The sequence below is a fragment of the Amycolatopsis thermoflava N1165 genome, from assembly GCF_000473265.1.
GTDB lineage: Bacteria > Actinomycetota > Actinomycetes > Mycobacteriales > Pseudonocardiaceae > Amycolatopsis_E > Amycolatopsis_E thermoflava.
On sequence record NZ_KI421511.1, the window covers coordinates 3,596,639 to 3,618,492 of the forward strand.

Genomic DNA, 21,854 nt, shown 5'->3' on the forward strand with positions numbered 1-21,854 from the left:
CCCGCGGCCGCCCTCCCGGATCTCACACCTTCGCCGGTTCGCGACGGCGCACCAGCTTGCGCGCCAGTGGCCACGCCAGCAGCACCGCGACCAGCACGTACACGCCGATCGCGAGTGGCGAGTTCACCAGCCCGGTCAGGTCGCCGTCGCTGATCTGCAGCGCCCGCCGCATCTGCTGCTCCGCGGCCGGGCCGAGGATGACGCCGATGATCGCCGGCAGCACGGGCAACCCGAAGCGCCGCATGGCGAACCCGATCACCCCGATCACGTACAACAGGACCAGGTCGATCACCGAGCCGCTGACCGCGTAGGCCCCGACGCTGGCGAAGAACAGGATCCCGGCGTACAGGTAGGGCCGCGGGATCCGCAGCAGCTTCGCCCACACCGGCGCCATCGGCAGGTTGATCAGCAGCAACAGCACCAGCCCGATGAACAGGCTCGCGATCAGCGCCCACACCAGCGCCGACTCGCGCTGGAACAGCAGCGGCCCCGGCTGGATGCCGTACTGCTGGAACGCCGCCAGCATCACCGCGGCGACCGCCGTGGTCGGCAGGCCCAGGGTCAGCATCGACACCAGCGTGCCCGCCGCCGACGCGCTCGCCGTCGACTCCGGCCCGGCGACGCCCTCGATCGCGCCCTTGCCGAACTCGTCCTGCCTGCGGGACAAGCGCTTCTCGGTCACGTACGACAGGAACGTCGGGATCTCCGCGCCACCGGCGGGGATCGCGCCGAACGGGAACCCGATCACCGGCCCGCGCAGCCACGGCTTCCACGTCCGCCGCAGGTCCGGCCGGGACAGCCAGGGCCGCCCGACCGGGATCGCCTCGGCCTGGTTGTGCCGGAGGTGCGCGGCCACCCACAGTGACTCGCCGACGGCGAACAGGCCGACCGCGACGATCACCACGTCGATGCCGTCCGCCAGGTGCAGCGCACCGAACGTCAGCCGCGACTGGCCGGTCATCTCGTCGAGCCCGACCAGGCCGATCGTCAGCCCGATCAGCAGCGAGGCGTACCCGCGCACGCGGGACTTGCCCAGCACGGAGGTCACCGCGACGAACGACAACACCATGATCGCGAAGTAGTCCGGCGCCCCGATGTCCACGGCCAGGTCGGCGATCAGCGGCGCGAGCAGCACCAGCGCGATCGTGCCGATGATGCCGCCGGTGAAGTGCCCGATCGCCGCCGCGGCCAGCGCCTGCGGGCCGCGGCCCCGGCGTGCCATGGGATTGCCCTCGATCGCGGTGACCACCGCCGCGCTCTCCCCCGGCGTGTTCAGCAGGATCGACGTCGTCGAGCCGCCGAACATGCCGCCGTAGTAGATGCCGGCGAACATGATGAACGCCGCGGTCGGGTCGAGGCCGTAGGTCACCGGCAGCAGCAGCGCCACCGCCATCGCCGGGCCGATGCCCGGCAGCACGCCGATCGCGGTGCCCAGCAGGACACCGATCGCGGCGAACATCAGGTGCGACGGGGTCAGCGCGGTGGCGAAGCCCGCCCACAGGTTGGACAGGTCCATGAGCTACAGCACCCCCATCAGCGGGCCGCCGGGCAGCGGAACGCCCAGCAGCACCGTGAAGACGAACCAGGTGACCAGCGAGACGCCGGCCGCGATCAGCGGATCCCGCACCAGGTGCCTGCTGCCCAGCGCGTAGGCCGCACCCCAGAACATGATCGCCGACGACAGCGGGAACCCGAGCGTGTCGATCAGCGCCGCGTTCGCCAAGAACGCGCCCGACAGCAGCAGCACCGTGCGCCAGTCCGCGGGGGCGTCCAGGTCGACGTCCTCCCCCGCCTCCGCCTCGCCCCGGCCGCCACGCAGCACGTCGCGCGCCAGCAGCAGCGACACGAGCAGCAGCAGCGAGCCGACGAGGATCGGCACCGCCTTCGGGCCGACCGGCCCGCGCTGCGTGAAGTCGGTCGGGATGCTCAGCGCGTCGACGAGCACCAGCACGCCGACGGCGAACAGGAACACGCAGACACCCAGCTCGGAGTGCGTTCGCCACCAGGACTTCGGCGCGGAGGCCGTCTTCTCCTCGATCACGCTCATGCGAGCCCCAGCTCCTTCAGCACCGCGGCCACCCGATCGTTCTCCGTCTTGAGGAACGCCGCGAAGTCGTCACCCGGCTGGAACGCCGGCGTCCACCCGTTGCGCTGCAACGCTTCCCGCCACTGCGACGTGTCCTGCAGTCGCGTGAACAGCCCGATGAGCCGTTCCCGGTCGCTGTCGGACAGACCCGGCGGCGCGACGATGCCGCGCCAGTTGGTGAACGAGACGTCCACACCGGACTCCTGGAGCGTCGGCGCGTCGATGCCCGGCACCCGTTGCGGGCTGGTCACCGCCAGCGCCCGCAACGCACCGGAGGCGATCTGGTCGCGGGTCTCGCCGATGCCGGAGACGCCGAACCCGACCTTGCCGCCCAGCACGGACGCCATCAGCTCGCCACCGCCGTCGAACGGGATGTAGTTGACCCGCGTCGGCGGGATCCCGGCCGCCTGCGCCATCAGCATCGGCGCCAGGTGGTCCGGCCCGCCGGGCGCCGAGCCGCCGCCGACCGGGACGCTGCCCGGATCGGCGCGCCACGCCTCGACCAGCTGCTGGATCGTCTGGTACGGCGAGTCCTTGCTGACCACGACGATGTCGGCCTCTTCGGTCAGCTTCGCGATCGCGGTGGTGTCCTGCAGCGACGACGGCGACTTGTTGGTGTAGACCGAGCCGACCACGCCCAGCCCCATGGACATGGCGAGCTTGCCGTTGCCGCGCTCGTTCACCAGACGGCCCAGGCCGACGGTGCCGCCCGCGCCGGGCAGGTTGAACACCTCGATGTTGCCGTTGAGCCCGGCGTCCTCGACCGCCTTCACGGCCGTGCGGGCGGTGATGTCGTAGCCGCCGCCGGGCGAGTTGGGGACCATCATCCGCAGGCCCCTGATCTGGGGCCCGGTCTCCTCGCCGCCCGCCGACACCAGCGGGGGGACGAGGAGGAGAGCCACGGCCGCGCCGAGAACGGCGAGCCAGCCCTTGCGATTCTTCATCAGCGCACCTCGTTGTGGACCTTCGTTGCCCGGCATCGTGCACCGGGGCCGCGCCGCTGTCACCCGTTAGGCACCTATCGGTCGTTGTGGTCATTGTGGTCACGGCACGATCCGGCGTCGCGGATGCGATAGTGAGGGCGTGGGTGCGCAAGGATCGCTGGCCCGCCAGCTGCTGGGCTGGCAGCTGATCATCGTGTTCGCCCTGCTCGCGTGCGTGTTCGGCTACTCCGCCGTGCAGTCCGACCGGACGTTCACCGACACGCAGGGCCGCAAGCTGCTCGCCGTCGCCGAACAGGTCGCCGCGACCGCCGGGGTGCGGGCGAGCCTGGCCGACCCGGTCCGGCGCGACGCGCTGCCCGCCTTCGCCGAGTCCGCGCGGACGCTGTCCGGGGCGGACTCGGTGATCATCGCCGCGCCCGACCGGATCGTGCTCACCTCCCCGGACCCGAACCAGCTGCGTACCGAACTGCCGCTGGGCGCGAGCACCGTGCTGCAGGGGCGTGCGTGGGTCGGCGAGATCTCCGGGCAGCTGGTCGCGCACGTGCCGGTGATCGGGGACGCCGGGCAGATCGTCGGGATCGTCGCGGCGGGCACCGAGACGCCCGGCCTGTTCGAGGGCGTGGCGAACTCGCCCAGCGCGGCGCTGACGATGCTGGGGCTCGCGACCGTGGTCGGGGTCGCCGGGTCGCTGCTGCTCACCTGGCGTGTGAAACGGCAGACGCTGGGCATGGAACCGCGCGAGATCACCGCGCTGGCCGAGCACCGGGAAGCGCTGCTGCACGGCATCAAGGAGGGTGTGCTCGGCCTGGACTCCCAGCACCGGGTCACGCTCGTCAACGACCAGGCCCGCGACCTGCTGGCGCTGCCGGCGGACTGCGTCGGGCGGCCGGTCGCGGAACTGGGGCTCAACGAGCGCCTCACCGACGTGCTCACCGGACGCGCGCACGGCGTCGACCAGATCGGCCTGCGGGCGGGGCGGGTGCTGGCGCTCAACCGGATGCCGATCGCGCGCGGCGCGGTCGTGACGCTGCGGGACCGCACCGAGCTGGCCGCGCTCCGCGAGGAGCTGGAGGCGACATCGCGGGCCACGGACACGTTGCGCGCGCAGGCCCACGAGTTCAGCAACCGCCTGCACACCATCGCCGGGTTGATCGAGCTGGGCGAGTACGACGAGGTGCGGCACTACGTCGACCTGGTCAGCGAGGCCCAGACGAAGTGGCAGGAGGAGGTCACCGCGCACATCGCCGACTCGGCGGTCGCGGCGCTGCTCATCGCGAAGGCCAGCCTGGCCGCCGAGCGGGGCGTCGGACTGCGGCTCGCACCCGGGACCGGACTGGACGATGTGGACGACCGGTTGTCGGCGGACCTGGTGACCGTGGTCGGCAACCTCGTCGACAACGCACTGGACGCGCTGGCCGGGCGGGACGGCGACTGGATCGAGGTCGAGATCCGGCAGGACGCGGACGCGGTTTCGGTGGTGGTGCGGGATTCCGGGCCGGGGGTGGCGCCGGAGATCGCGACCGAGGTGTTCACGCACGGGTTCACCACGAAGGCGGCCGAGCACGGCGGCAGGCGCGGGCTCGGGCTGGCGCTGACGCGGCAGACCTGCCTGCGCCGCGGCGGTTCGGTGGCCGTGCACAACGCCGACGGCGCGGTGTTCACCGCCGTCCTGCCGACGCGAGCGGAGGTGCCCCGGTGATGCGGGTCCTGGTGGTGGACGACGACTTCATGGTCGCGAAGGTCCACAGTGGATACGTCTCGCGCGCGCCCGGGTTCACCGTCGCCGGGGTGGCGCACACCGGGGCCGAGGCGCTGCGCGCGGCGCGGGAGCTGCACCCGGACCTGGTGCTGCTGGACATCTACCTGCCCGATGTGGACGGCCTGTCGGTGCTGCGGCAGCTGCGGGCCGACCCGGCGACGCAGGACATCGACGTCCTGATCATCACGGCCGCGCGGGACGTGGAGACCGTGCGCGGCGCCCTGCGTGGTGGCGCGCTGCACTACCTGATCAAGCCGTTCTCGTCGTCGGCGCTGCAGGCGCAGCTGGAGGAGTTCGCCACGCTGCGGCGGAAGCTGCACCGGCTGGCGCAGCGCAGCACGGCCGGGCAGGAGGACGTGGACGCGGTCTTCGGGGCCCGCACGCCGAAAGCGCTGCCGAAGGGGCTGACCGAGCAGACGGCCGACCTGGTGCGGCAGGCGTTGCAGGCGCATCCGGACGGCCTGTCGGCGAGCGAGTGCGCCGGGGTGACCGACCTGTCGCGGCCCAGCGCGCGGCGGTACCTGGAGCATTTCGTGGCCGCCGGGCGGGCGGAGGTGCGGCTGCGCTACGGCGGAACGGGGCGGCCGGAGCGGCAGTACCACTGGCGCGGTTGAGTTCGTACCTCCACCGCGACCGGCCGGGGCGGCGATCCCACTGACGCGACCCACCGCGCGCTAGGGTGTCGCGCGGTGAGCACTTCCGAGGCGATTCCCGTGGTCCTGGTCGCCGGTTACCTGGGCTCGGGCAAGACGACACTGGTCAACCACCTCCTTACGCACGCCCGCGACCACCGCATCGGCGTGATCGTCAACGACTTCGGCCGCGTCAACGTGGACGCGCTGGCCGTCGCCGGGCAGGTCGACGCCATGCTGCCGATGGGCAACGGCTGCCTGTGCTGCGCGGTCGACACCGCGGGCCTGGACCGGATGCTGGAGCGGCTCGCCGAGCCGGAGCTGGGCATCGACGCGATCGTCATCGAAGCCAGTGGCCTCGCCGAGCCGCGCGACCTGGTCCGGATGCTGCTGTCCAGCGAGAACCCGCGCGTCGCCTACGGCGGGCTCGTCGAGGTGGTGGACGCCGTCGAGTTCGAGGCCAACCGGGTGCGCCACCCCGAGCTGGACGAGCACCTGCGCTTCGCCGACCTGGTGGTGCTGAACAAGACCGACCGGCGCGACGATCCCGGCCTGGTCGAGCTGGTGCGCAAGGTGAGCGACGGGCGGCCGGTGGTGCGGTCGGCGTTCGGCGCGATCGACCCCGGGCTGCTGTTCGACGCGCGGGAGCGTAAGCCGGTGGCGCGGCAGTTGTCGTTCGACGACCTGCGGCACTCCGACGGCGCGGTCCACGAACACCTGCACGACGCCTACCGCAGCGTCGAGTTCTCGTGCGACACGCCGCTCCACCCGCGGCGGCTGCTGGCGTTCCTGACCGAGCGGCCTGCCGGGCTGTACCGGATGAAGGGGCCGGTGCGCTTCGCTGTGCCCGGCTACGACGACCGGTTCCTGCTGCAGACCGTCGGCCCGTACCTGCGGTTCCACCGGTCGCCGTGGGGCGCGGAGGCCCCGGCCACGCGCCTGGTGCTGATCGGGACCGGCCTCGACGAGGACGACCTGCTGTCGCGGCTGGCGGCGTGCGCGGAACCGGCGGAGCTGCCGGAACGGGCGATCCTGCCGCTGCTCAAGTACTGCGAATAGCAACGCAGGTAACCCCGCACCGCCGGGGCGCGATAGGCGAAGCAACCCGGCAAGGAGTGGTTCCCATGCGCGCATCCGCCATCCGGTGGTTCTGGCTGCTCGTGGCGCTCGCCTTCGCGGGCACCGCCGCGGCCGAGGTCTACCTGGCCGTCACCATGGGCGCGGCCTGGGCGTGGGCGCTGGCCGGGGTGCTCGTGCTCGCCTCCGCGGCCTGCGTCGCGGCGGCCTTCCGTCGGGACCGCGTCAGCCCACCGAGGGACCCCGGAATCTGATAGGAGGGGGCTGCCCCTGTCGCCGCCGGGGGGCCATGCATGAGACTGTCCAGGTGACGGACGAACTCATCAAGCCGGCCGACCTCGAGCTCGCGGACGCGCTCAGCGCGGTGGTGCGCACGCTCGAACCGGAGCCGGACGTCGAGCAGACGGTCGCGAACATCGTGCAGGCCGTCGCGGCGACGGTCCCGGGCACCGAGGACGCCGGCATCTCCCTGCTGGAGTCGGGCAGCCTGAAGTCCGTCGCCCCGTCCAGCGAGCGGGTCTCGCAGCTCGACCAGCTGCAGCACAAGCTGGGCGAGGGCCCCTGCGTTGACGCGGTGTTCACCGACATCGTCTACCGCACGTCCGACATCGCCGCGGACGAGCGCTGGCCGAAGTTCGGCTACGCCGCCGCCGAGCTGGGGATCAACTCGATGCTCGCGGTGCGCCTGTTCACCGGCAAGACGCTGCTCGGCGCGCTCAACCTGTACTCGACCCAACCGAGCGCGTTCGACGACTCCGCCGAGCATGTGGCCGGCCTGTTCGCCGCGCACGCGGCCGTCGCGCTGGCCGGGTCGCGCGCGCAGGCGCAGCTGCGCAACGCGCTGGAGTCGCGCGACGTCATCTCGATGGCCAAGGGCATCCTGATGGAACGCCACCAGGTGACCGACGACCAGGCGTTCGACCTGCTGGTCCGCGCCTCGCAGAACACGAACCGCAAGCTGCACGAGGTCGCGCGCTGGCTCGTGACCGGCACGAACAACGCGATCAACGAGAACGGCTAGCCGATCAGGCCGGCGCGCTGGTGGTGCTCCGCGTCCGCGCCCGGCCCATCGCCCCGACGGGGAAAGAGGCACGAGCGCACCCGCTGTCCGCTGGTGGTGCTCCACGTGCCTGGGCCGACCCGAACCGCGACGGTGCCGGTCGACTGCGCCAGTTGACGGCCCGCCACGTCGCGGAGCGCCCGCCACCCTTGGGTGGTGCTCCGCGCGGCAGCGCTACTCGAACGAACCGCCCCGCCCCGCGCCGGCTGCGAAGCGTTGTGCGCCGCGCACCGCGTCGGCGGCCAGCGAGACCATGCCGTGCCGCCATTCGTTCGCCATCGCGGCCTGCTCGTCCATCCCGTCCTGCTCCAGCAGCGACAGCCGGTCCTCCCGCAGGCACGTCTGCGGGAACCCGGCGATCGCCGCGGCGAGCTCCTCCGCCGCGGCGCGCTCGGTGCCCGCAGGCACGACCCGGTTCGCCAGGCCCATCCGCAGCGCCTCCTCGGCCGGCACCGGGCGACCGGTCAGCACCAGGTCCATCGCCTGGCTCACCCCGATCAGCCGGGGCAGCCGCACGGTCCCGCCGTCGATCAGCGGCACCCCCCAGCGCCGGCAGAACACCCCGAACACCGCGTCCTCGGCGGCGACCCGCAAATCGCACCACAGCGCGAGTTCCAGCCCGCCCGCGACGGCGTGCCCGGCGATCGCCGCGATCACCGGCTTGCCCAGCCGCAGCCGCGTCGGCCCCATCGGGCCGGGGCCGTCCTCGCCCAGCCGGTTGCCGCGCTCGGTGCCGATCGCCTTGAGGTCGGCGCCCGCGCAGAACGTGCCGCCCTCGCCCCACAGCACGGCGACCGCGGCGGAGTCGTCGGCGTCGAACGCCTCGAAGGCCTCCAGCAGCGCCTGGGCGGTCGGGCCGTCGACGGCGTTGCGCGCGTGCGGGCGGGACAGGATCACGGTGTGGACGGGGCCGCTGCGCTCGACCCGGACGGCAGGTTCGACCATGCCGCCACGTTGTCACAACCCCCCGTGCGTGTCACTCAGCCGAGTGTCACGCGCGCCGACCTGCCGGGCGCCGCTATCGGCTGCTCAGGACCTGGCGCGCAGTTCCACGCAGCACTCCCCCGCGCGCGGTTCCAGGGCCGCCTCCACGCTCGCCGCGTCGAGGCCGTCCAGCAGTCCACCGAGGAAGGACTGGTTGATCCCGCACACCACGGCCGGTTCGCGCGCGGCCAGCGGGTGGAACGGGCAGTTGCGCAGCCGCACGCACACCGGGGACTCGCGGCTGGGTTCGAAGCCGTGCCGTTCCACGACCTCCGTGGCGACGGTCAGCGCCCGCTCGGCGCCGAGGCGCCCCGGCCGCGTCCGCTCGCGCTCGGCGGTCCCGACCGCCCGGCCCCGCTCACGGGCGACGCGCAGCGCGGCGTCGCGGGCGGTCTCGCGTTCGCCTTCGTCCAGCACCGCGCCGAGGAGGATGTCGGCGAGCAGGTCGTGGTGGCGGGGTGGGATGCTGACCCGCACCTCTTCGCCGGAGGGCTCGTAGACCTTGGGAGTGCGGCCCGCGCCCCGGCGTTCGCCGACGAACTCGTAGCGCGCCCGCAGCAACCCGGCCGCCACGAGCTTGTCGAGGTGGAACGCGGCGAGCTTGCGCGAGATGCCGGCGGAGGCGGCGGCCTCGTCCCGCGTGACCGGGCGCCGCGCCTGGCGGATGAAGGCGTACATGCTGCGCCGCAGCTCGTCGTCGAGCGCGGCCAGCGCCCGGATCGGCCCCTCGCTCATCATGTCACGATATCACCCAATCTCACCTGTGCAATTGCCCGCTCTTGACGTTCACGAGCAATAAGACCAAACTTCATTGGCGAAAACCGAGTAGCCGGAGGTCGTCATGGCAGACGCGAAACGGCCGGCGAGCGCCGCGCTCGCCGGGCCCTACGGTCACCCGTTCCACCCGATCCTGGTGACGGTGCCGATCGGGGCGTGGGTGAGCAGCCTGGTGTTCGACATCGGGTCCCGGATCGTCGCCGGGCCGGGGTTCCTGACACTGGGATCGGTCTGGCTCATCGCCATCGGGATCGTCGGCGCACTGCTGGCCGCGGCCACCGGCGCGCTCGACCTGCTGGCGGTGCCGCGCGGCACCCGGGCCTTCCGGACCGGGCTCACGCACATGGGGCTCAACCTCACGGTCACCGGCGCGTTCGCCGCCGGTTTCTTCTGGCGGCAGGGCGAGCTCGACGGGCGGGTCGGCATCGGCCCGCTGGTGCTGTCCGCGGTCGCGCTGGCGGCCTTGGCGGTGTCCGGTTACCTCGGCGGCAAGCTCGCCTACCGCTTCGGCGTCCGCGTCGCCGCCGAGGAGGTGCAGGCCGAGGGGTACCGCCCGCGGCCCGCCCACCGCACCCGCCCCGCCCACTGACCCAACCCGACCGAAAGGCACGTCCGTGCAGTCCGAAACCGCCCTGCGAGTCGTCCACGAGCCCGCCGAGGGAGTCGACCTCGCCGCCGCCGAGCTCCACGCCGCCCAGTTCCTCGAAGCCCTGGGCGTGTCGCTGGAGTCGGAGAGCCTCCGCGGAACGCCCGGCCGGATGGCCCGCGCCTACGCCGAGCTGTTCTCGCCGCGGCCGTTCGACCTGACCACGTTCCCCAACGACGAGGGGTACGACGAGCTGGTGCTGGCGCGGGGGATCCCGGTGCGGTCGGTGTGCGAGCACCACCTGCTGCCGTTCGTCGGCGTCGCGCACGTCGGCTACCTGCCCGGCGAGCGCATCCTGGGCCTGTCCAAGCTGGCCCGGATCGTCGAGCACTTCGCGCGGCGCCCGCAGGTGCAGGAACGGCTCACCAAGCAGGTGGCGGACTGGCTCGCCGAGCACGTCCACCCGAAGGGCGTCGGGGTGGTGATCGAGGCCGAGCACACCTGCATGACGCTGCGCGGCGTGCAGGCCGTGGGTTCGAGCACCGTCACCTCGACACTGCTCGGCACGCTGCGCGAGGACGCCCGGTCCCGGCAGGAGTTCTTCGCGCTGACCGGCGTCAACCCCTGACGCTCAGGCCAGGGCCTCGACCGCCTCGGCCAGGTTGCGCAGGTGCCGCGTCCCGTCGGGGAGGGCGAGGCCGTCCCAGCCGGGGCCGGCCACGAAGAGCCGCGTGCCGGTCAGCTCGTCCGCCGGGACCTGGCGGGCCAGCTCGGGCGTGTGCGCCCACACGACCGTCGCCGCCGGCTTGCGCACCGTCACGGTCGCGAGCAGGGACCGCGGGGGCACCCGCGCGCCGAGCGAGATCGCGCCGCGACCGCGTTCGGCGAGCGCGTGCCGCAGGACCTCCAGCGGCAGCGAGTGCTGTTCGTCCGGCGCGCACGCCAGCAGCACGGACGCCGAACCGGTGCCGCCCAGCGGGACCGCGTGCAGTGCCGCGATGATCCCGTCTGTGGCGAGGTGCTCGACCTCGACGGGCCCGCCCGGCTCGGCGCACCGCTCGCCCAGCTCCTGCAGGAACGGGACGAGCAGCTTCTGCCAGGTGTCGACGGTGCCGTGCCGGTCGAGGAAGCCGACCACTATGCGGCGGAACGCGTCCGGGTCGAGCTTCTCGGCGGCTCCGCGCAGTGACCGCCGCCGGCGGCTCGCCACCCGGTCGGGCACCTGACCGGGCGGGGCGATCGGGGGCGCCGCACCCGCGCTCACGCTCGCGGCCGCGCTCGCCACCGGCACGCCCTGGCGCACCAGGTGCACCACACGCTCCAGGCGGCGCAGGTCGCCGACCGTGTACCGGCGGTGCCGACCCGGTTCGCGGGAACTCGGCCCCAGCCCGTGCCTGCGGTCCCAGCTGCGCAGTGTCGCGACCGCGACACCGAGCCTGCTCGCCACCGCGGCAGGGGTCAGCACCGCTTCGGGCGGTACCGCTTCACGCGCGGCCTGCCCCGTGCGGCTCATCAGTTCACGCCTCCCGATGACTTCCGGTCACCGCCCCACCGGGCGGATGCATCATTCGATTGTGCAACATTCGCGCCTCTCTTGGTTGACGATCAACTCGATAATCGGGCAGCAGGGGCGCCCACAGACCAGGGTTACTGGAACGATCGGTTGGCAATGCGCTACGCTGCCGATCATGGCGAGGACCAAAGAGTTCGACCCCGACGTCGCGTTGCACGCAGCACTGGAGCTGTTCTGGCGGCAGGGCTACGAAGCCACCTCGATGCAGGACCTGGTCGACCACGTCGGCGTCAACCGCGCCAGCCTGTACGCCACCTACGGCAGCAAGCACGACCTCTACCTGCGCGCCCTGGACCGCTACTGCGAACTGCGCGGCATCGAGACGATGACCGCGCTGAACCGGCCCGGCCCGGCACTCGACGCGGTCCGCGACTTCATCCGCTCCTACGTCACCGAATGCCACGAGGACGCGGAAAGCAAGGGCTGCCTGGTCACCAACACCGCGACCGAACTGCTGCCCCGGGACGCGAAGGCGGCCCGCCGGGTGGACATCGCCTTCGGGGAGCTGGAGGCCGCGCTGGCAGGCACTCTCTCCCGCGCCCAGCAGGAGGGCGACCTCCCGCCGGACAAGGACCCGCGGGCGCTGGCCCGGTTCCTGGTCACGTTCATCCAGGGCGTCCGCGTGGTCGGCAAGACCGACGACGCCCGCCGCCTGGACGAGGCCGTCGACCAGGCCTTGTCGCTGCTCGCCTGAAAGCCCTCGCGGCTTGACCTGATTCTGGAACGTACGGTTGTCTATGAAGGGAGTGCGCATGCCGCGCGCGATCTACGTGCTGAGCCTCGGCGTGTTCGCGATGGTCACGAGCGAGTTCGTCGTCGCCGGGCTGATGCCCCAGCTGGCGGACGGGCTCGGCGTCACGGTGCCGCAGATCGGCTACCTGATCACCGCGTTCGCGGTCGCGATGGCGGCAGGCGGTCCGGTCCTCACCGTCGCCCTGATGCGGCTTGCGCCGAAGACCGCGCTGATGCTGCTGTTCGCGGTCTTCCTGGCGGGCAACGTGCTGGCCGCGACCGCGACCGGCTACGGCACGATGCTGGTCGCCCGCGTCGTGACGGGCGTCGCCGCGCAGGCGTTCTTCGGCATCGGCATCTCGCTGACCGCGCAGCTCACCCGCCCTGAGGTCCGCGGCCGCGCGATCGCCGTGGTGATGAACGGCCTGATGCTCGGCACCCTGCTCGGCCTGCCGCTCGCCACGGTCGTCGGCGAGAACCTCGGCTGGCGCGCGACGTTCTGGGCGATCGGGGTGCTGGCCGTGGTAGCGGCGCTGGCCACGCTCGCCGGCGTGCCCGCGCTCGCCGCATCGGCCGACGGCGGCACCTTCCGTGAGGAACTGGGCGTGTTCCGCGCCCCGCGGCTGTGGCTGGCACTGTCCACCAGCACGCTCATCATCGGCGCCACATTCTCCGCGTTCAGCTACTTCACGCCGATCCTCACCGAGGTCACCGGGTTCGACCGCGGCACCGTGCCGCTGCTGCTCGTCGCCTACGGCGCGGCCACCGTCGTGGGCAACGTCGTCGTCGGGCGCCTCGCCGACCGGCACACCGTGCCCGTCCTGGTGGCCGGCCTCGCACTGAACCTGGTCTTCCTCGCCGCGTTCGCCGTGCTCGCCGACCTGCCCGCGCCCGCGCTGGTGGCGATGCTCGGCATCGGGCTGGTCGGCGTCACGATGAACCCGGCGATGGTGACCCGCGTGCAGCGCGCCGGCAACGCCCGGCCGCTGGTCAACACCGTGCACTCGTCGTTCATCACGCTCGGCGTCATCCTCGGGTCGTCGCTCGGCGGGCTGGTGATCGAGACGTCCGGACTGCGCGCACCGCTGTGGCTCGGCGCCGGTCTCGCGGCGCTCGGCCTGCTGACCGTGCTGCCCGAACTGCTGCGCCGCCGGGTGCCCGCGCCGGTCGTGCAGCCGTGCGCCTGACCGGCGGCACACCCGGGCGGCAGGACCGTCACCCCGACGGTCGACGGCTGGAGGAGCCGCACACCGTCAACGCGGCTGACGGTGGCGGCGTACATCCGGGCGATCGAGTGCGCGTCGGCGACCATGTTCGCGGCCGGGAACTCCGCCGCACGCCAGGCGCGCGTGGTGAAGTAGCTGGTCGTGTTGTCGAAGGCGCCGCCGAGCTCGGGCGGTCACCCACGCGGTGACCGTGTCCGCGTGGCTACACTTCGAGCGCCCGGATGACCGGGTGCCAGGCGCACGCGTCCGCGAAGGTCAGCGGCCCGTCCAGGACCGGCAGGCCGGCCTGGTGGGACAGCAGCCATCGCACGGGGATCGTGTCCTTGCCGCGCGCGCCGAACTCCGGCCAGTACCGGACGACCGGCGCATCCAGGTCCAGCAGACCGCGCTGCACCAGCAGGTGCGCGCAAATCGCGGTGGCGCCCTTCGTCGTCGAGGCGACCTGCGCGATGGTGTTCGCGCGCCACGGCCGGTTCGCCTCGCGATCGGCGAGGCCGTCCCAGAGGTTGACCACGAGGCGGCCGTCGACGTAGACGCTGCACGCCTGAGGTGGAAGCAGACATGACACATCTCCTCCGTGTTCGTCACCACCGCCGGGCCGGTCCGCCTGGCGGAGGAGTGCGGCGGCCAGGAGTTCTGGGCCCGCCGGGTCGCAGTGGCGTGCTGCACCACCTGGGCGCCGTGCTGGAGGATCCGGTCCGCGGTCCCGAGGGCGACGAGCGTGGACAACCCCGCCGCGGCGTGGTTCGCGCACGTCGTGGGCGGATACACGATATCGGCGTGCTCATTTTCCGCGAACCGCAGAAAACCGGTCCGGCTCGCTATTTTTCGGACATTCATTCCGCGACCGTGCAACACGGCCAGAAACGGCAGTCCGCAATGGGAGTATTTCGCCAATACCGCCCTCGAAGTTCCCTGCCACAAAGCGAAATCGTGCGGTCCATACCGGACCGTCACCGGGAGCACGGGGGTGCGCACAGCGTTTTCTCAGGCGGTTCTCACCGGCCGCCCAGAAAGGGGGACGACCCTCGGCCGGGTCGTTCGCCGAACCGGAGGAGTGCAGATGGCCGTCGTTTCCCGGATGCTGGAGGTCCGCGCCCAGGACCGGCCGGACGAGGTGGCCTTCCTCGACGGCGCGGACGGGCGCGAGCTGACCTGGCGTTCGGTCGCGGCCGCCGCGCGGCGCTGGCGCGAACTCGCCAGGGACCTGCCGCCCCGCACCCGGATCGGTCTGGTGGCGGCCGATCCGCTGGCGTTCACCGCCGCCTACCTCGGCTGCCTCGCCGCGGGCCTGACCGCGGCGCCGGTCGACCCCCGCCTCACCACGGCCGAACTGGGCACCGCGCTCGACCGGGTGCGCGCCGCCGTCGTCGCGACCGACCGGCCGGACCTCGTCCCCGGCCGCCCGACCTGGGCACTCGACCGCGACGGGCCGCGCCCCGTCCGGACCGCTCGCATCCGTGCCGACGGCGCCGCGCTGCGGCCCGCGGTGCTGCTGACCAGTTCCGGCACCACCGGAGCGCCCAAGGGGATCCCGCTGAGCGAGTGGCAGCTCGTGCGCACCGCCCGCCGCGTCGCGCGGCACCACCGGTTCGGCCCCGGCGAGCGCGGGTACACGCCGCTCCCCCTCTTCCACGTGAACGCGCAGGTGATGGGCCTGCTGGCGACGGTGATCAGCGGCGGCTCGCTGGTCCTCGACCGGAGGTTCAGCGCCGGCGATTACTGGGACCGCGTCGAACGCTGGTCGCCGACCTGGCTCAACACCGTCCCCGCGATCCTCGCCTCGCTCGCCCGGCGGCCCGCGCCGCCGGACCACGTCGCCCGCCGCATCCGGTTCGCGCGCTCGGCGTCGGCGCCGCTGTCACCGGAGATCGCGCGGCGCTTCACCGAGCGAACCGGCGTCGGTGTGCTGGAGACCTACGGGATGTCCGAGGCCGCCGGGCAGATCACCGCGAACCCGCTCGACCCCTGGCTGCGCCGCGCCGGTTCGGTCGGTCTGCCCGTCGGGGTGGGGCTCGTCGTCGCCGGGCCGGACGGCGAGGTGCTGCCGCCCGGCGAACGCGGCGAGGTGCGGCTGCGCGGCCGCCAGGTCGTGAGCCGGTACCTGGAGCTGGACGGACTCGGCGAACGGAGTCGCCCGGCCCGGACGCCGGACGGGTGGCTGCGGACCGGTGACGTGGGCGTGCTCGACGAGCACGGGTACCTCACGCTCGCCGGGCGCGTGGACGACGTCATCAACCGCGGCGGCGAGAAGATCTACCCGCACGAGATCGAGGACGTCCTGCTCGCGCACCCGGCGGTCACCGCGGTCGCGGTCGTCGGCGCGCCGGACGAGCGTCTCGGCCAAGTGCCGGTCGCGTTCGTGACGGGACGGCCGGAACCCGGGCTGGCGCGGGCGTTGCACGGCTGGTGCGAACAGCGGCTGGCCCGCTACAAGCGGCCGTCGGTGATCGAGGTGACGGCGGCGCTGCCGCTCGGCCCGACCGGGAAGGTGCTGCGCCGTGAACTGCGGGCCGCGGCGGGCGGGCGGTGAGCCGGCGCGGCGAGCACCTGCACTACGTCGACCTGGTGCGCGTCCTGACCGTCGGGCTGGTGATCGGCCTGCACGTGCTGGCGCTGGCGCCGTTCGCACCGGGGGTGCCGATCGGCGGACTGATCGTCGTCTTCCACGTCAGCCGCGAGGTGTTCTTCCTGCTGACCGCGTTCGTGCTCACCTACAGCACGGCGCGCAAGCCGCGGTGGCGCGAGTTCTGGCGACGGCGCTACCTGTTCGTCGTCGTGCCGTATCTGCTGTGGACGGTCGTCTACTTCCTCGCGGACGGCGGGCCGTACTCGGCGGTGGCGTTCTTCAGCGAGCTGCTGACCGGGACCGCGCGCTACCACCTGTACTTCCTGCTGGTGTCGATGCAGATCTACCTGGTGTGGCCGGCGGTCCGGGGGCTGATCGCGGTGACCCGGCGGTACCACTGGGCGCTGCTGGCCTTCGCGGTGGCGTTCCAGCTGGTGTTCTCGCTCGCCGTGCAGCAGCAGTGGAACCTCGGCGGGTTGTCCGGGTGGGTGCACGCGCCGGACGCCTGGCTGCCCAGCTACCTCGGCTACGTGCTGGTCGGCGCGCTGGCCGGGACGCACCGGGAACGGCTTGTGGCGTGGACCCGCGCGCACGTGCGGGTGGTCCTCGGCGGGTGCGCGGCGGCGCTGGCGCTCGGCGTGGCTGTCTACTTAGGACAGGTCTACCTGGCCGGGCAACCGCCGCTGGTGGCGAGCATCGTGTTCCAGCCCGTCGTCGCGGTGGAGAGTTTCGCCGTGGCCTGGGCGTTCCTCGCCTTCGGTCTGGTGTGGACGGAGCGCGGGACGCCGTGGTGCGGCGTGGTCCGCGCGACCTCCGACGCGTCGTTCGGCGTGTACCTGATCCACCCGCTGCTGCTGCAGGGCCTGCTCCTCGCGGTCGCCGCCGCCGGCCCCGCGCAGCCGCCGGACGCGGTGCTGCTGCCCGTGCTGGTGCTGGCGGTCGTCCCGCTCGTCTACTCCGTGTCCGGCCTGGTCACCGCACTGGCGCGGCGCACCCCGGCCAGCCTCGCCCTCACCGGGCGGGCCCGGGTGCGCGCACGCGTGCCCGCACCCGCCCTCGTCCCCACAGGAGGAACCCGATGAACACCGGTGTGACCATGGTGATCGACCCCGGTCTGCCGACCGGTGCGTTCACCGACCTGGTGACCAGCCACGGCGACCACATCGACCTGCTCAAGTTCGGCTGGGGCACCGCACTGGTGACCAGGGACCTGCACCGCAAGGTCGCCGTGCTGCGCGAAGCCGGGATCGGCTGCTACTTCGGCGGCACGCTGTTCGAGCACTACCTGGTGCGCGACCGGCTGGACGACTGCCTCGCGTTCGTCGACGACGCCGGCGCCACGCACATCGAGGTGTCCAACGGAACGATCCCGTTGTCGCAGCACGACAAGGCGCCCTACGTCGAGCGGATGACCCGGTACCGGCCGGTGCTCGCCGAGGTCGGCTACAAGGACGCGGGCCGTTCGGCGTGCCTCGGGCCGGCGGACTGGGTCGGCGCGATCACCGAGGACCTCGCGGCCGGCGCGGACTTCGTGATCACCGAGACGCGCGAGAGCGGCCGCAGCGGCCTGGCCCGGCCGGACGGGCACGTGCGCGAGGACGTGCTGCACGCGGTGATTTCCGCGGTCGACCACCGGCGCCTGCTGTTCGAGGCGCCGACCAAGGAGCTGCAGGTCGAACTGATCCAGGCGCTCGGGCCGTCGGTGAACCTCGGCAACATCGCCACCACCGACGTGCTCGGCGTGGAAACCCTGCGGCGCGGGCTGCGCGCCGACACCCTCGTCCAGCTCACCCCGACCCTGAAGGGAACCGTCCATGCGTGACCCTCGCGATGCCTGCCACGTTGCCATCCCGGCCCGCGACCTCGACGAGGCCGTCGAGTTCTACGTGTTCGGCCTCGGCGCGAAGCTGGCCCCGCCGCTACGACGACCGTGTGACGTTCGACTTCTTCGGCGACCAGCTCGTGTGCCATCTGTCGGAGAACGTGCCCGCGGAGGCGGTGGCCTACCCGCGGCACTTCGGTGTGAGCTTCGCGCGGGCCGAGGACTTCGACCGGCTGGTGCGGGTCGTCGAGCACCGGAAGCTGACGGTGCTGTCCGGGCCGTCGCTGCGGTTCGAGGGGACGGCCGAGCAGCACCGGACGTTGTTCCTGGTGGATCCATCGAACAACGTGCTGGAGTTCAAGAACTACGACGACCCGCGGTTGCAGTACTGATGGCCGTGCACCTGGTACGGCACGGGCAGAGCGCGTGGAACGTCGCCGGCCGTGTGCAGGGGCAGTCGCCGCGGGCGGGTTCGCTGACCGCGGCGGGGCGGGCGCAGGCGGCCGCGCTGGACGTGACCGGGACGGTGCTCGTGTCGAGCGATCTGCCCAGGGCGCGGGAGACGGCGGAGATCATCGCGGCCCGGCTGGGGTTGCCGGTGCTGGTCGACGCCGGATTGCGGGAGCAGCGGCTCGGCGCGCTGGAGGGCAGGCGGTTCGCCGAGGTGCAGCCGGTGATCGACGGCCTGTGGGCGCACCCGCTGCGGCTGCCGCCCGGTGGCGGGGAGAGCGTGGCCGACCTGCACCTGAGGGTGCGGCGGACGCTGGGCAGGCTGGCGGCGCGGCACGCCGGGGAGGAGCTGGTCGTGGTGACGCACGGCGGCCCGATCCGCGTGGCGACGACCGGGGTGGACCCGGTGTCGGGGTCCGCGGTGCCGCGGGTGGCGGTCGGGAATGCGGCGGTGATCACTGTGCGTCCGGGCGCGGCCGTCTAGTCTGCGGCCTTGTGACTGTGCGCCTGGATCTCGAGCCCACCGGACTGGCCGTGCTGACGATCGATGCCGGGCCGCTCAACCTGTACACGCTCGAGCTGCACGCGGACTTCGACGCCGCGCTGGACCGCCTCGGGGATGCGCGGGCGCTGCTGATCCGTGCCGAGGGCAAGATCGTCAGCGGCGGGGTCGACGTGTCGCTGTTCGCCGCGCAGGAGACACCCGGGCAGGCGAAGGAGCTGTTCGACCGGATGCTGGCGCTGCCGGACCGGATCGCGGCGCTGGAGATCCCGACGGTGTTCGCGGCGCACGGGTTGTGCCTGACGTGGGCTTTTGAGGTCGCGGTGGCGTGCGACCTGATCCTCGCGGCGGAGCGGGCGTCGTTCGGCCTGGTCGAGAAGGTCGTCGGCCTGACCCCGACGATGGGCGGCACGCAGCGCCTGGCCGCGCGGGCCGGCGTCGGGCGGGCCGCGGAATTCGTGATGACGGGCGACCGCTACCCGGCGGCCGAGCTGGCGCGGTGGGGCGTGGTGAACCGGGTGCTGCCGGACGCCGGGTTCGACGAGGCCGCCCGGTCCTTCGCGGCATCGCTGGCGGAGGGCCCGACGCGCGCCCACGCGGCGACGAAGAAGGTGCTGTCGCACTTCGCGAACGGCGGCGTCGCCGAGGCGAACAAGCACATCACGTCGCTCGCGGCGGACCTGTACCGCACGGAAGACCTGCGCAACGCGGTGCGGTCTTTCCTGGCGGAGGGGCCAGGGAAGGCGAAGTTCACCGGCCGCTGACCGGGCACACCGGTGGCTCGGCGGAGCCGCCGTGTACTACCCTTTCACTACTTGATTAGTGAAAGGGTTCTTGTGATCGAGTTCCGGATCGACCGGCGCAGCGGCGTGGCCACGTACCTGCAGTTGGTGCAGCAGGTCGAACAGGCGTTGCGGCTCGGCCGGCTCCAGCCGGGCGACCGGTTGCCCACCGCCAAGGAGGTGGTGAGCAGCATCGCGATCAACCCGAACACGGTGCTCAAGGCGTACCGCGAACTCGAACGCGAAGGCCTCGTCGAGGCGCGGCGCGGGCTCGGCACCTTCGTCCGGCGTTCGCTCGGGCACGGCGACGCGGTGGACGGCGCCCTGCTGCGCCAGAAGCTGGAGAGCTGGATCCGGGAGTCGCGCGCGGCGGGGCTGGAGCGGGAGGACGTCGAAGCGCTGGTCAAGTCGGTACTCGACGAACACCACTGGACGTGAAGGAGGGGGCATGGCGAGCAGCGACGCGTTGACGGCGACCGGTCTCGGCAAGCGGTATCGCCGGGGCTGGGCGCTGCGGGACTGCGACTTTTCCGTGCCACACGGCCGGATCAGCGCGCTGGTCGGCCCCAACGGCGCGGGCAAGACGACGTTGATGGCGCTGGCGACCGGCCTGCTCGAACCAACCGAGGGGCAGGTGCGGGTGATGGGTCGCGTGCCGGACAGGCGGGGGATTCCCGCGGACCTGGCGTTCCTCGCCCAGGACAAGCCGTTGTACCGCGGGTTCACGGTGGCGGACATGCTGCGTGCGGGCCGGGCGCTCAACACCACGTGGGACCAGGCCTACGCGGAGCGGCTCCTCTCCGAGGCGGGTGTCCCGCGCGCCGCGCGCATCGGGACCTTGTCGGGGGGCCAGCGCACGCGGGTGGCGCTCGCGATGGCTCTGGGCCGGCGTCCGCGCGTGCTCATGCTCGACGAGCCGCTCGCGGATCTGGACCCGATCGCCCGGGACGAGGTCATGCGGACGCTGATGGCCGAAGCAGCCGACACCGGGATGACCGTGCTGCTCTCCTCGCACGTGCTGTCGGACCTCGAAAACGTGTGCGATCACCTGCTGCTGCTCGCCGACGGGCGGACGCGGCTGTGCGGCGACGTGGCGGACCTGCTCGCCGGGCACCGGCTTCTGGTCGGCCCCGCGGACGGTGACCTCGCCCCGGACACGGTGGTCGAGCGGCGCAAGACGGCACGGCAGGTCACGGCCCTGGTACGGGGACGCGGGCCGGCGCCCGCTCCCGGCTGGGAATCACACGAACCCACGTTGGAGGAACTGGTGATGGCGCACCTGCGGGCGGGCAGCGCCGCGGCACCCGCGCGGGAGGTGGCCGCGTGACCTGGGTGACCTGGCGGCTGCACCGCCTGCAGCTGCTGCTCGGTCTCGGACTGACCGCGGCCGTCGCGGTGGTGCTGGTCGTCGAGCACGTGCAGGCGACCGGTTACCTGGCGGCCCACGGCATCGAGGGGTGCCAGGTGGTCGACAGTGGACGGTGCACCGCCCCGGCGATGGCGGCGTTCGAGGACGAGTTCCAGAGCTTCGCGCGCAACTTCCCGATGGTGCTTCTCGGCCTCCCCGTGCTGCTCGGCATGTTCACCGGCGCTCCGCTGTTCGCGCGCGAATTCGAGCAGGGGACCCACATCCTCGGGCTGACGCAGTCGGTGAGCCGGTTCCGTTGGTGGCTGAGCAAGCTGCTCGTGGTGGGTACGCCGATCCTCCTCGGCATGTTCGCGCTTGGCTTGGTGAGCGCCTGGGCGTTCGAACCGCTGCACTACGTGACTCGCGGTGCGATCATGACACCGGGCTTCGAGACGCAGGGGCCGGTCCTGGGCGCCTACACCGTGCTCGCGTTCGCCGTCGGCGCGACGGCGGGGCTGTTCTTCCGCAACACGCTCGCCGCGATGGCGGCGACACTGCTCGTCTACCTGGTGGTCGTGGTCGGGGTCGCGAACCTGGCCAGGCCGGGCTTCGCCGAGCCCGCCCAGGCCACGGCCTCCGTCGCCGCGACGAACCCCGTCCCGTACGACGCCTGGCGGCTCGGGGCGGCGTACTACGACGCGAGCGGCCACGAGGTCGCGTTCGAACCGTCCGCCTGCACGTCCGCCGACACCGCGCGGAGTTGCCTGGAGAACCAGGGGGTGGCGGCGCAGCGGGCCGCGTTCCACCCCGCCGACCGGTTCTGGCGATTCCAGGGGATCGAGAGCGGGATCCACGTGGTGCTGGGCGGTCTGGTCCTGGCGGCCGGCTTGTGGCGGGTGCGGCGGGTGCTGTGACAGTGCGGGCTCCGGCCAAGCGCTGACGCGC

General features: G+C 72.6%; 25 protein-coding genes. 18 read left to right on the plus strand and 7 right to left on the minus strand.

The genetic code is table 11. The annotated features are described in order from the left end of the window. Positions 1–22 precede the first annotated feature (22 nt). From AMYTH_RS0117590 to AMYTH_RS0117600, 3 genes are read right to left on the minus strand one after another with little or no spacing between them, the layout of a single operon-like run. Complete coding sequence (locus AMYTH_RS0117590) at positions 23–1,516, minus strand: tripartite tricarboxylate transporter permease (protein ID WP_027931441.1); 1,494 nt, start codon at positions 1,514–1,516, stop codon at positions 23–25. Positions 1,517–1,519: 3 nt separating this feature from the next. Continuing rightward, positions 1,520–2,047: a tripartite tricarboxylate transporter TctB family protein gene (locus AMYTH_RS0117595; protein ID WP_020416764.1), complete on the minus strand. Its 528-nt coding sequence runs from the start codon at positions 2,045–2,047 to the stop codon at positions 1,520–1,522. Further along, the gene (locus AMYTH_RS0117600) at positions 2,044–3,030 is read right to left on the minus strand and encodes a Bug family tripartite tricarboxylate transporter substrate binding protein (RefSeq protein ID WP_027931442.1); all 987 of its coding nucleotides are present in this window, start codon (positions 3,028–3,030) and stop codon (positions 2,044–2,046) included. Before AMYTH_RS0117600 ends, AMYTH_RS0117595 begins: the two co-directional genes overlap by 4 nt. 139 nt (positions 3,031–3,169) lie before the next feature. Between AMYTH_RS0117600 and AMYTH_RS0117605 the strand changes: the two genes are divergently transcribed. The 5 genes from AMYTH_RS0117605 to AMYTH_RS0117625 all read left to right on the plus strand — a co-directional run bounded on the left by AMYTH_RS0117605 (position 3,170) and on the right by AMYTH_RS0117625 (position 7,519). After that, positions 3,170–4,729 carry a sensor histidine kinase gene (locus AMYTH_RS0117605; protein WP_027931443.1) on the plus strand — a complete coding sequence of 520 codons (1,560 nt, stop codon included), beginning with the start codon at positions 3,170–3,172 and terminating at the stop codon, positions 4,727–4,729. Then, positions 4,726–5,403, plus strand: a complete 678-nt coding sequence (locus AMYTH_RS0117610; RefSeq protein WP_027931444.1) for a response regulator — start codon at positions 4,726–4,728, stop codon at positions 5,401–5,403. The genes AMYTH_RS0117605 and AMYTH_RS0117610 overlap by 4 nt, the downstream gene beginning before the upstream one ends. A gap of 99 nt (positions 5,404–5,502) precedes the next feature. Beyond that, a complete protein-coding gene (locus tag AMYTH_RS0117615; protein WP_027931445.1) occupies positions 5,503–6,480 on the plus strand; it encodes a CobW family GTP-binding protein in 978 nt (325 codons plus the stop codon). A gap of 65 nt (positions 6,481–6,545) precedes the next feature. Beyond that, positions 6,546–6,752: a hypothetical protein gene (locus tag AMYTH_RS0117620; RefSeq protein WP_027931446.1), complete on the plus strand. Its 207-nt coding sequence runs from the start codon at positions 6,546–6,548 to the stop codon at positions 6,750–6,752. A gap of 53 nt (positions 6,753–6,805) precedes the next feature. Beyond that, positions 6,806–7,519 (plus strand): GAF and ANTAR domain-containing protein, encoded by a 714-nt coding sequence (locus AMYTH_RS0117625; RefSeq protein WP_051362728.1) that lies wholly within the window; start codon positions 6,806–6,808, stop codon positions 7,517–7,519. Between the two features lie 213 nt (positions 7,520–7,732). On the opposite strand, the gene AMYTH_RS0117630 is transcribed toward AMYTH_RS0117625, so the two are convergent. Then, positions 7,733–8,503 carry a crotonase/enoyl-CoA hydratase family protein gene (locus tag AMYTH_RS0117630; protein ID WP_027931448.1) on the minus strand — a complete coding sequence of 257 codons (771 nt, stop codon included), beginning with the start codon at positions 8,501–8,503 and terminating at the stop codon, positions 7,733–7,735. A gap of 84 nt (positions 8,504–8,587) precedes the next feature. Further along, positions 8,588–9,277, minus strand: coding sequence for a helix-turn-helix transcriptional regulator (locus tag AMYTH_RS0117635; protein WP_027931449.1), 690 nt, complete (start codon positions 9,275–9,277; stop codon positions 8,588–8,590). A 106-nt stretch (positions 9,278–9,383) separates the two neighbouring features. On the opposite strand from AMYTH_RS0117635, the gene AMYTH_RS0117640 reads away from it, so the two are divergent. Together AMYTH_RS0117640 and folE are read left to right on the plus strand one after the other, a co-directional pair. Then, positions 9,384–9,908 carry a DUF2231 domain-containing protein gene (locus AMYTH_RS0117640; protein ID WP_027931450.1) on the plus strand — a complete coding sequence of 175 codons (525 nt, stop codon included), beginning with the start codon at positions 9,384–9,386 and terminating at the stop codon, positions 9,906–9,908. A gap of 25 nt (positions 9,909–9,933) precedes the next feature. Then, the gene (gene folE, locus AMYTH_RS0117645; RefSeq protein ID WP_027931451.1) at positions 9,934–10,533 is read left to right on the plus strand and encodes a GTP cyclohydrolase I FolE; all 600 of its coding nucleotides are present in this window, start codon (positions 9,934–9,936) and stop codon (positions 10,531–10,533) included. Between the two features lie 3 nt (positions 10,534–10,536). Here folE and AMYTH_RS0117650 read toward each other — a convergent pair whose 3' ends face one another. Then, positions 10,537–11,418: a MerR family transcriptional regulator gene (locus tag AMYTH_RS0117650; RefSeq protein ID WP_037322584.1), complete on the minus strand. Its 882-nt coding sequence runs from the start codon at positions 11,416–11,418 to the stop codon at positions 10,537–10,539. A gap of 175 nt (positions 11,419–11,593) precedes the next feature. Between AMYTH_RS0117650 and AMYTH_RS0117655 the strand changes: the two genes are divergently transcribed. Both AMYTH_RS0117655 and AMYTH_RS0117660 read left to right on the plus strand, forming a co-directional pair. Next, positions 11,594–12,172, plus strand: coding sequence for a TetR/AcrR family transcriptional regulator (locus tag AMYTH_RS0117655; protein WP_027931453.1), 579 nt, complete (start codon positions 11,594–11,596; stop codon positions 12,170–12,172). Between the two features lie 58 nt (positions 12,173–12,230). After that, positions 12,231–13,397: an MFS transporter gene (locus tag AMYTH_RS0117660; RefSeq protein ID WP_027931454.1), complete on the plus strand. Its 1,167-nt coding sequence runs from the start codon at positions 12,231–12,233 to the stop codon at positions 13,395–13,397. A 241-nt stretch (positions 13,398–13,638) separates the two neighbouring features. Here the strand turns inward: AMYTH_RS0117660 and AMYTH_RS51070 are convergent, their stop codons facing one another. Further along, positions 13,639–14,004 carry a serine hydrolase domain-containing protein gene (locus AMYTH_RS51070; protein WP_323807233.1) on the minus strand — a complete coding sequence of 122 codons (366 nt, stop codon included), beginning with the start codon at positions 14,002–14,004 and terminating at the stop codon, positions 13,639–13,641. 495 nt (positions 14,005–14,499) lie between these two features. On the opposite strand from AMYTH_RS51070, the gene AMYTH_RS45160 reads away from it, so the two are divergent. The 9 genes from AMYTH_RS45160 to AMYTH_RS0117715 all read left to right on the plus strand — a co-directional run bounded on the left by AMYTH_RS45160 (position 14,500) and on the right by AMYTH_RS0117715 (position 21,823). Continuing rightward, complete coding sequence (locus AMYTH_RS45160) at positions 14,500–15,969, plus strand: class I adenylate-forming enzyme family protein (protein ID WP_051362729.1); 1,470 nt, start codon at positions 14,500–14,502, stop codon at positions 15,967–15,969. After that, entirely contained in the window at positions 15,966–17,087 is a 1,122-nt protein-coding gene (locus tag AMYTH_RS0117680; protein ID WP_027931456.1) for an acyltransferase, read from the plus strand. The genes AMYTH_RS45160 and AMYTH_RS0117680 overlap by 4 nt, the downstream gene beginning before the upstream one ends. Then, a complete protein-coding gene (locus AMYTH_RS45165) occupies positions 17,084–17,827 on the plus strand; it encodes a phosphosulfolactate synthase (protein WP_037322585.1) in 744 nt (247 codons plus the stop codon). The genes AMYTH_RS0117680 and AMYTH_RS45165 overlap by 4 nt, the downstream gene beginning before the upstream one ends. Positions 17,828–17,937: 110 nt before the next feature. After that, positions 17,938–18,219: a VOC family protein gene (locus AMYTH_RS45170; RefSeq protein ID WP_228684844.1), complete on the plus strand. Its 282-nt coding sequence runs from the start codon at positions 17,938–17,940 to the stop codon at positions 18,217–18,219. Beyond that, positions 18,219–18,761, plus strand: a complete 543-nt coding sequence (locus tag AMYTH_RS45175) for a histidine phosphatase family protein (protein WP_051362730.1) — start codon at positions 18,219–18,221, stop codon at positions 18,759–18,761. The genes AMYTH_RS45170 and AMYTH_RS45175 overlap by 1 nt, the downstream gene beginning before the upstream one ends. Positions 18,762–18,778: 17 nt before the next feature. Continuing rightward, positions 18,779–19,543 (plus strand): enoyl-CoA hydratase/isomerase family protein, encoded by a 765-nt coding sequence (locus AMYTH_RS0117700; RefSeq protein WP_027931457.1) that lies wholly within the window; start codon positions 18,779–18,781, stop codon positions 19,541–19,543. A gap of 72 nt (positions 19,544–19,615) precedes the next feature. Then, positions 19,616–19,999, plus strand: coding sequence for a GntR family transcriptional regulator (locus AMYTH_RS0117705; RefSeq protein ID WP_037322586.1), 384 nt, complete (start codon positions 19,616–19,618; stop codon positions 19,997–19,999). A 10-nt stretch (positions 20,000–20,009) separates the two neighbouring features. Further along, entirely contained in the window at positions 20,010–20,888 is an 879-nt protein-coding gene (locus AMYTH_RS0117710) for an ABC transporter ATP-binding protein (protein WP_027931459.1), read from the plus strand. After that, positions 20,885–21,823 (plus strand): ABC transporter permease, encoded by a 939-nt coding sequence (locus AMYTH_RS0117715; protein ID WP_027931460.1) that lies wholly within the window; start codon positions 20,885–20,887, stop codon positions 21,821–21,823. The genes AMYTH_RS0117710 and AMYTH_RS0117715 overlap by 4 nt, the downstream gene beginning before the upstream one ends. The last annotated feature ends 31 nt before the right edge of the window (positions 21,824–21,854 follow it).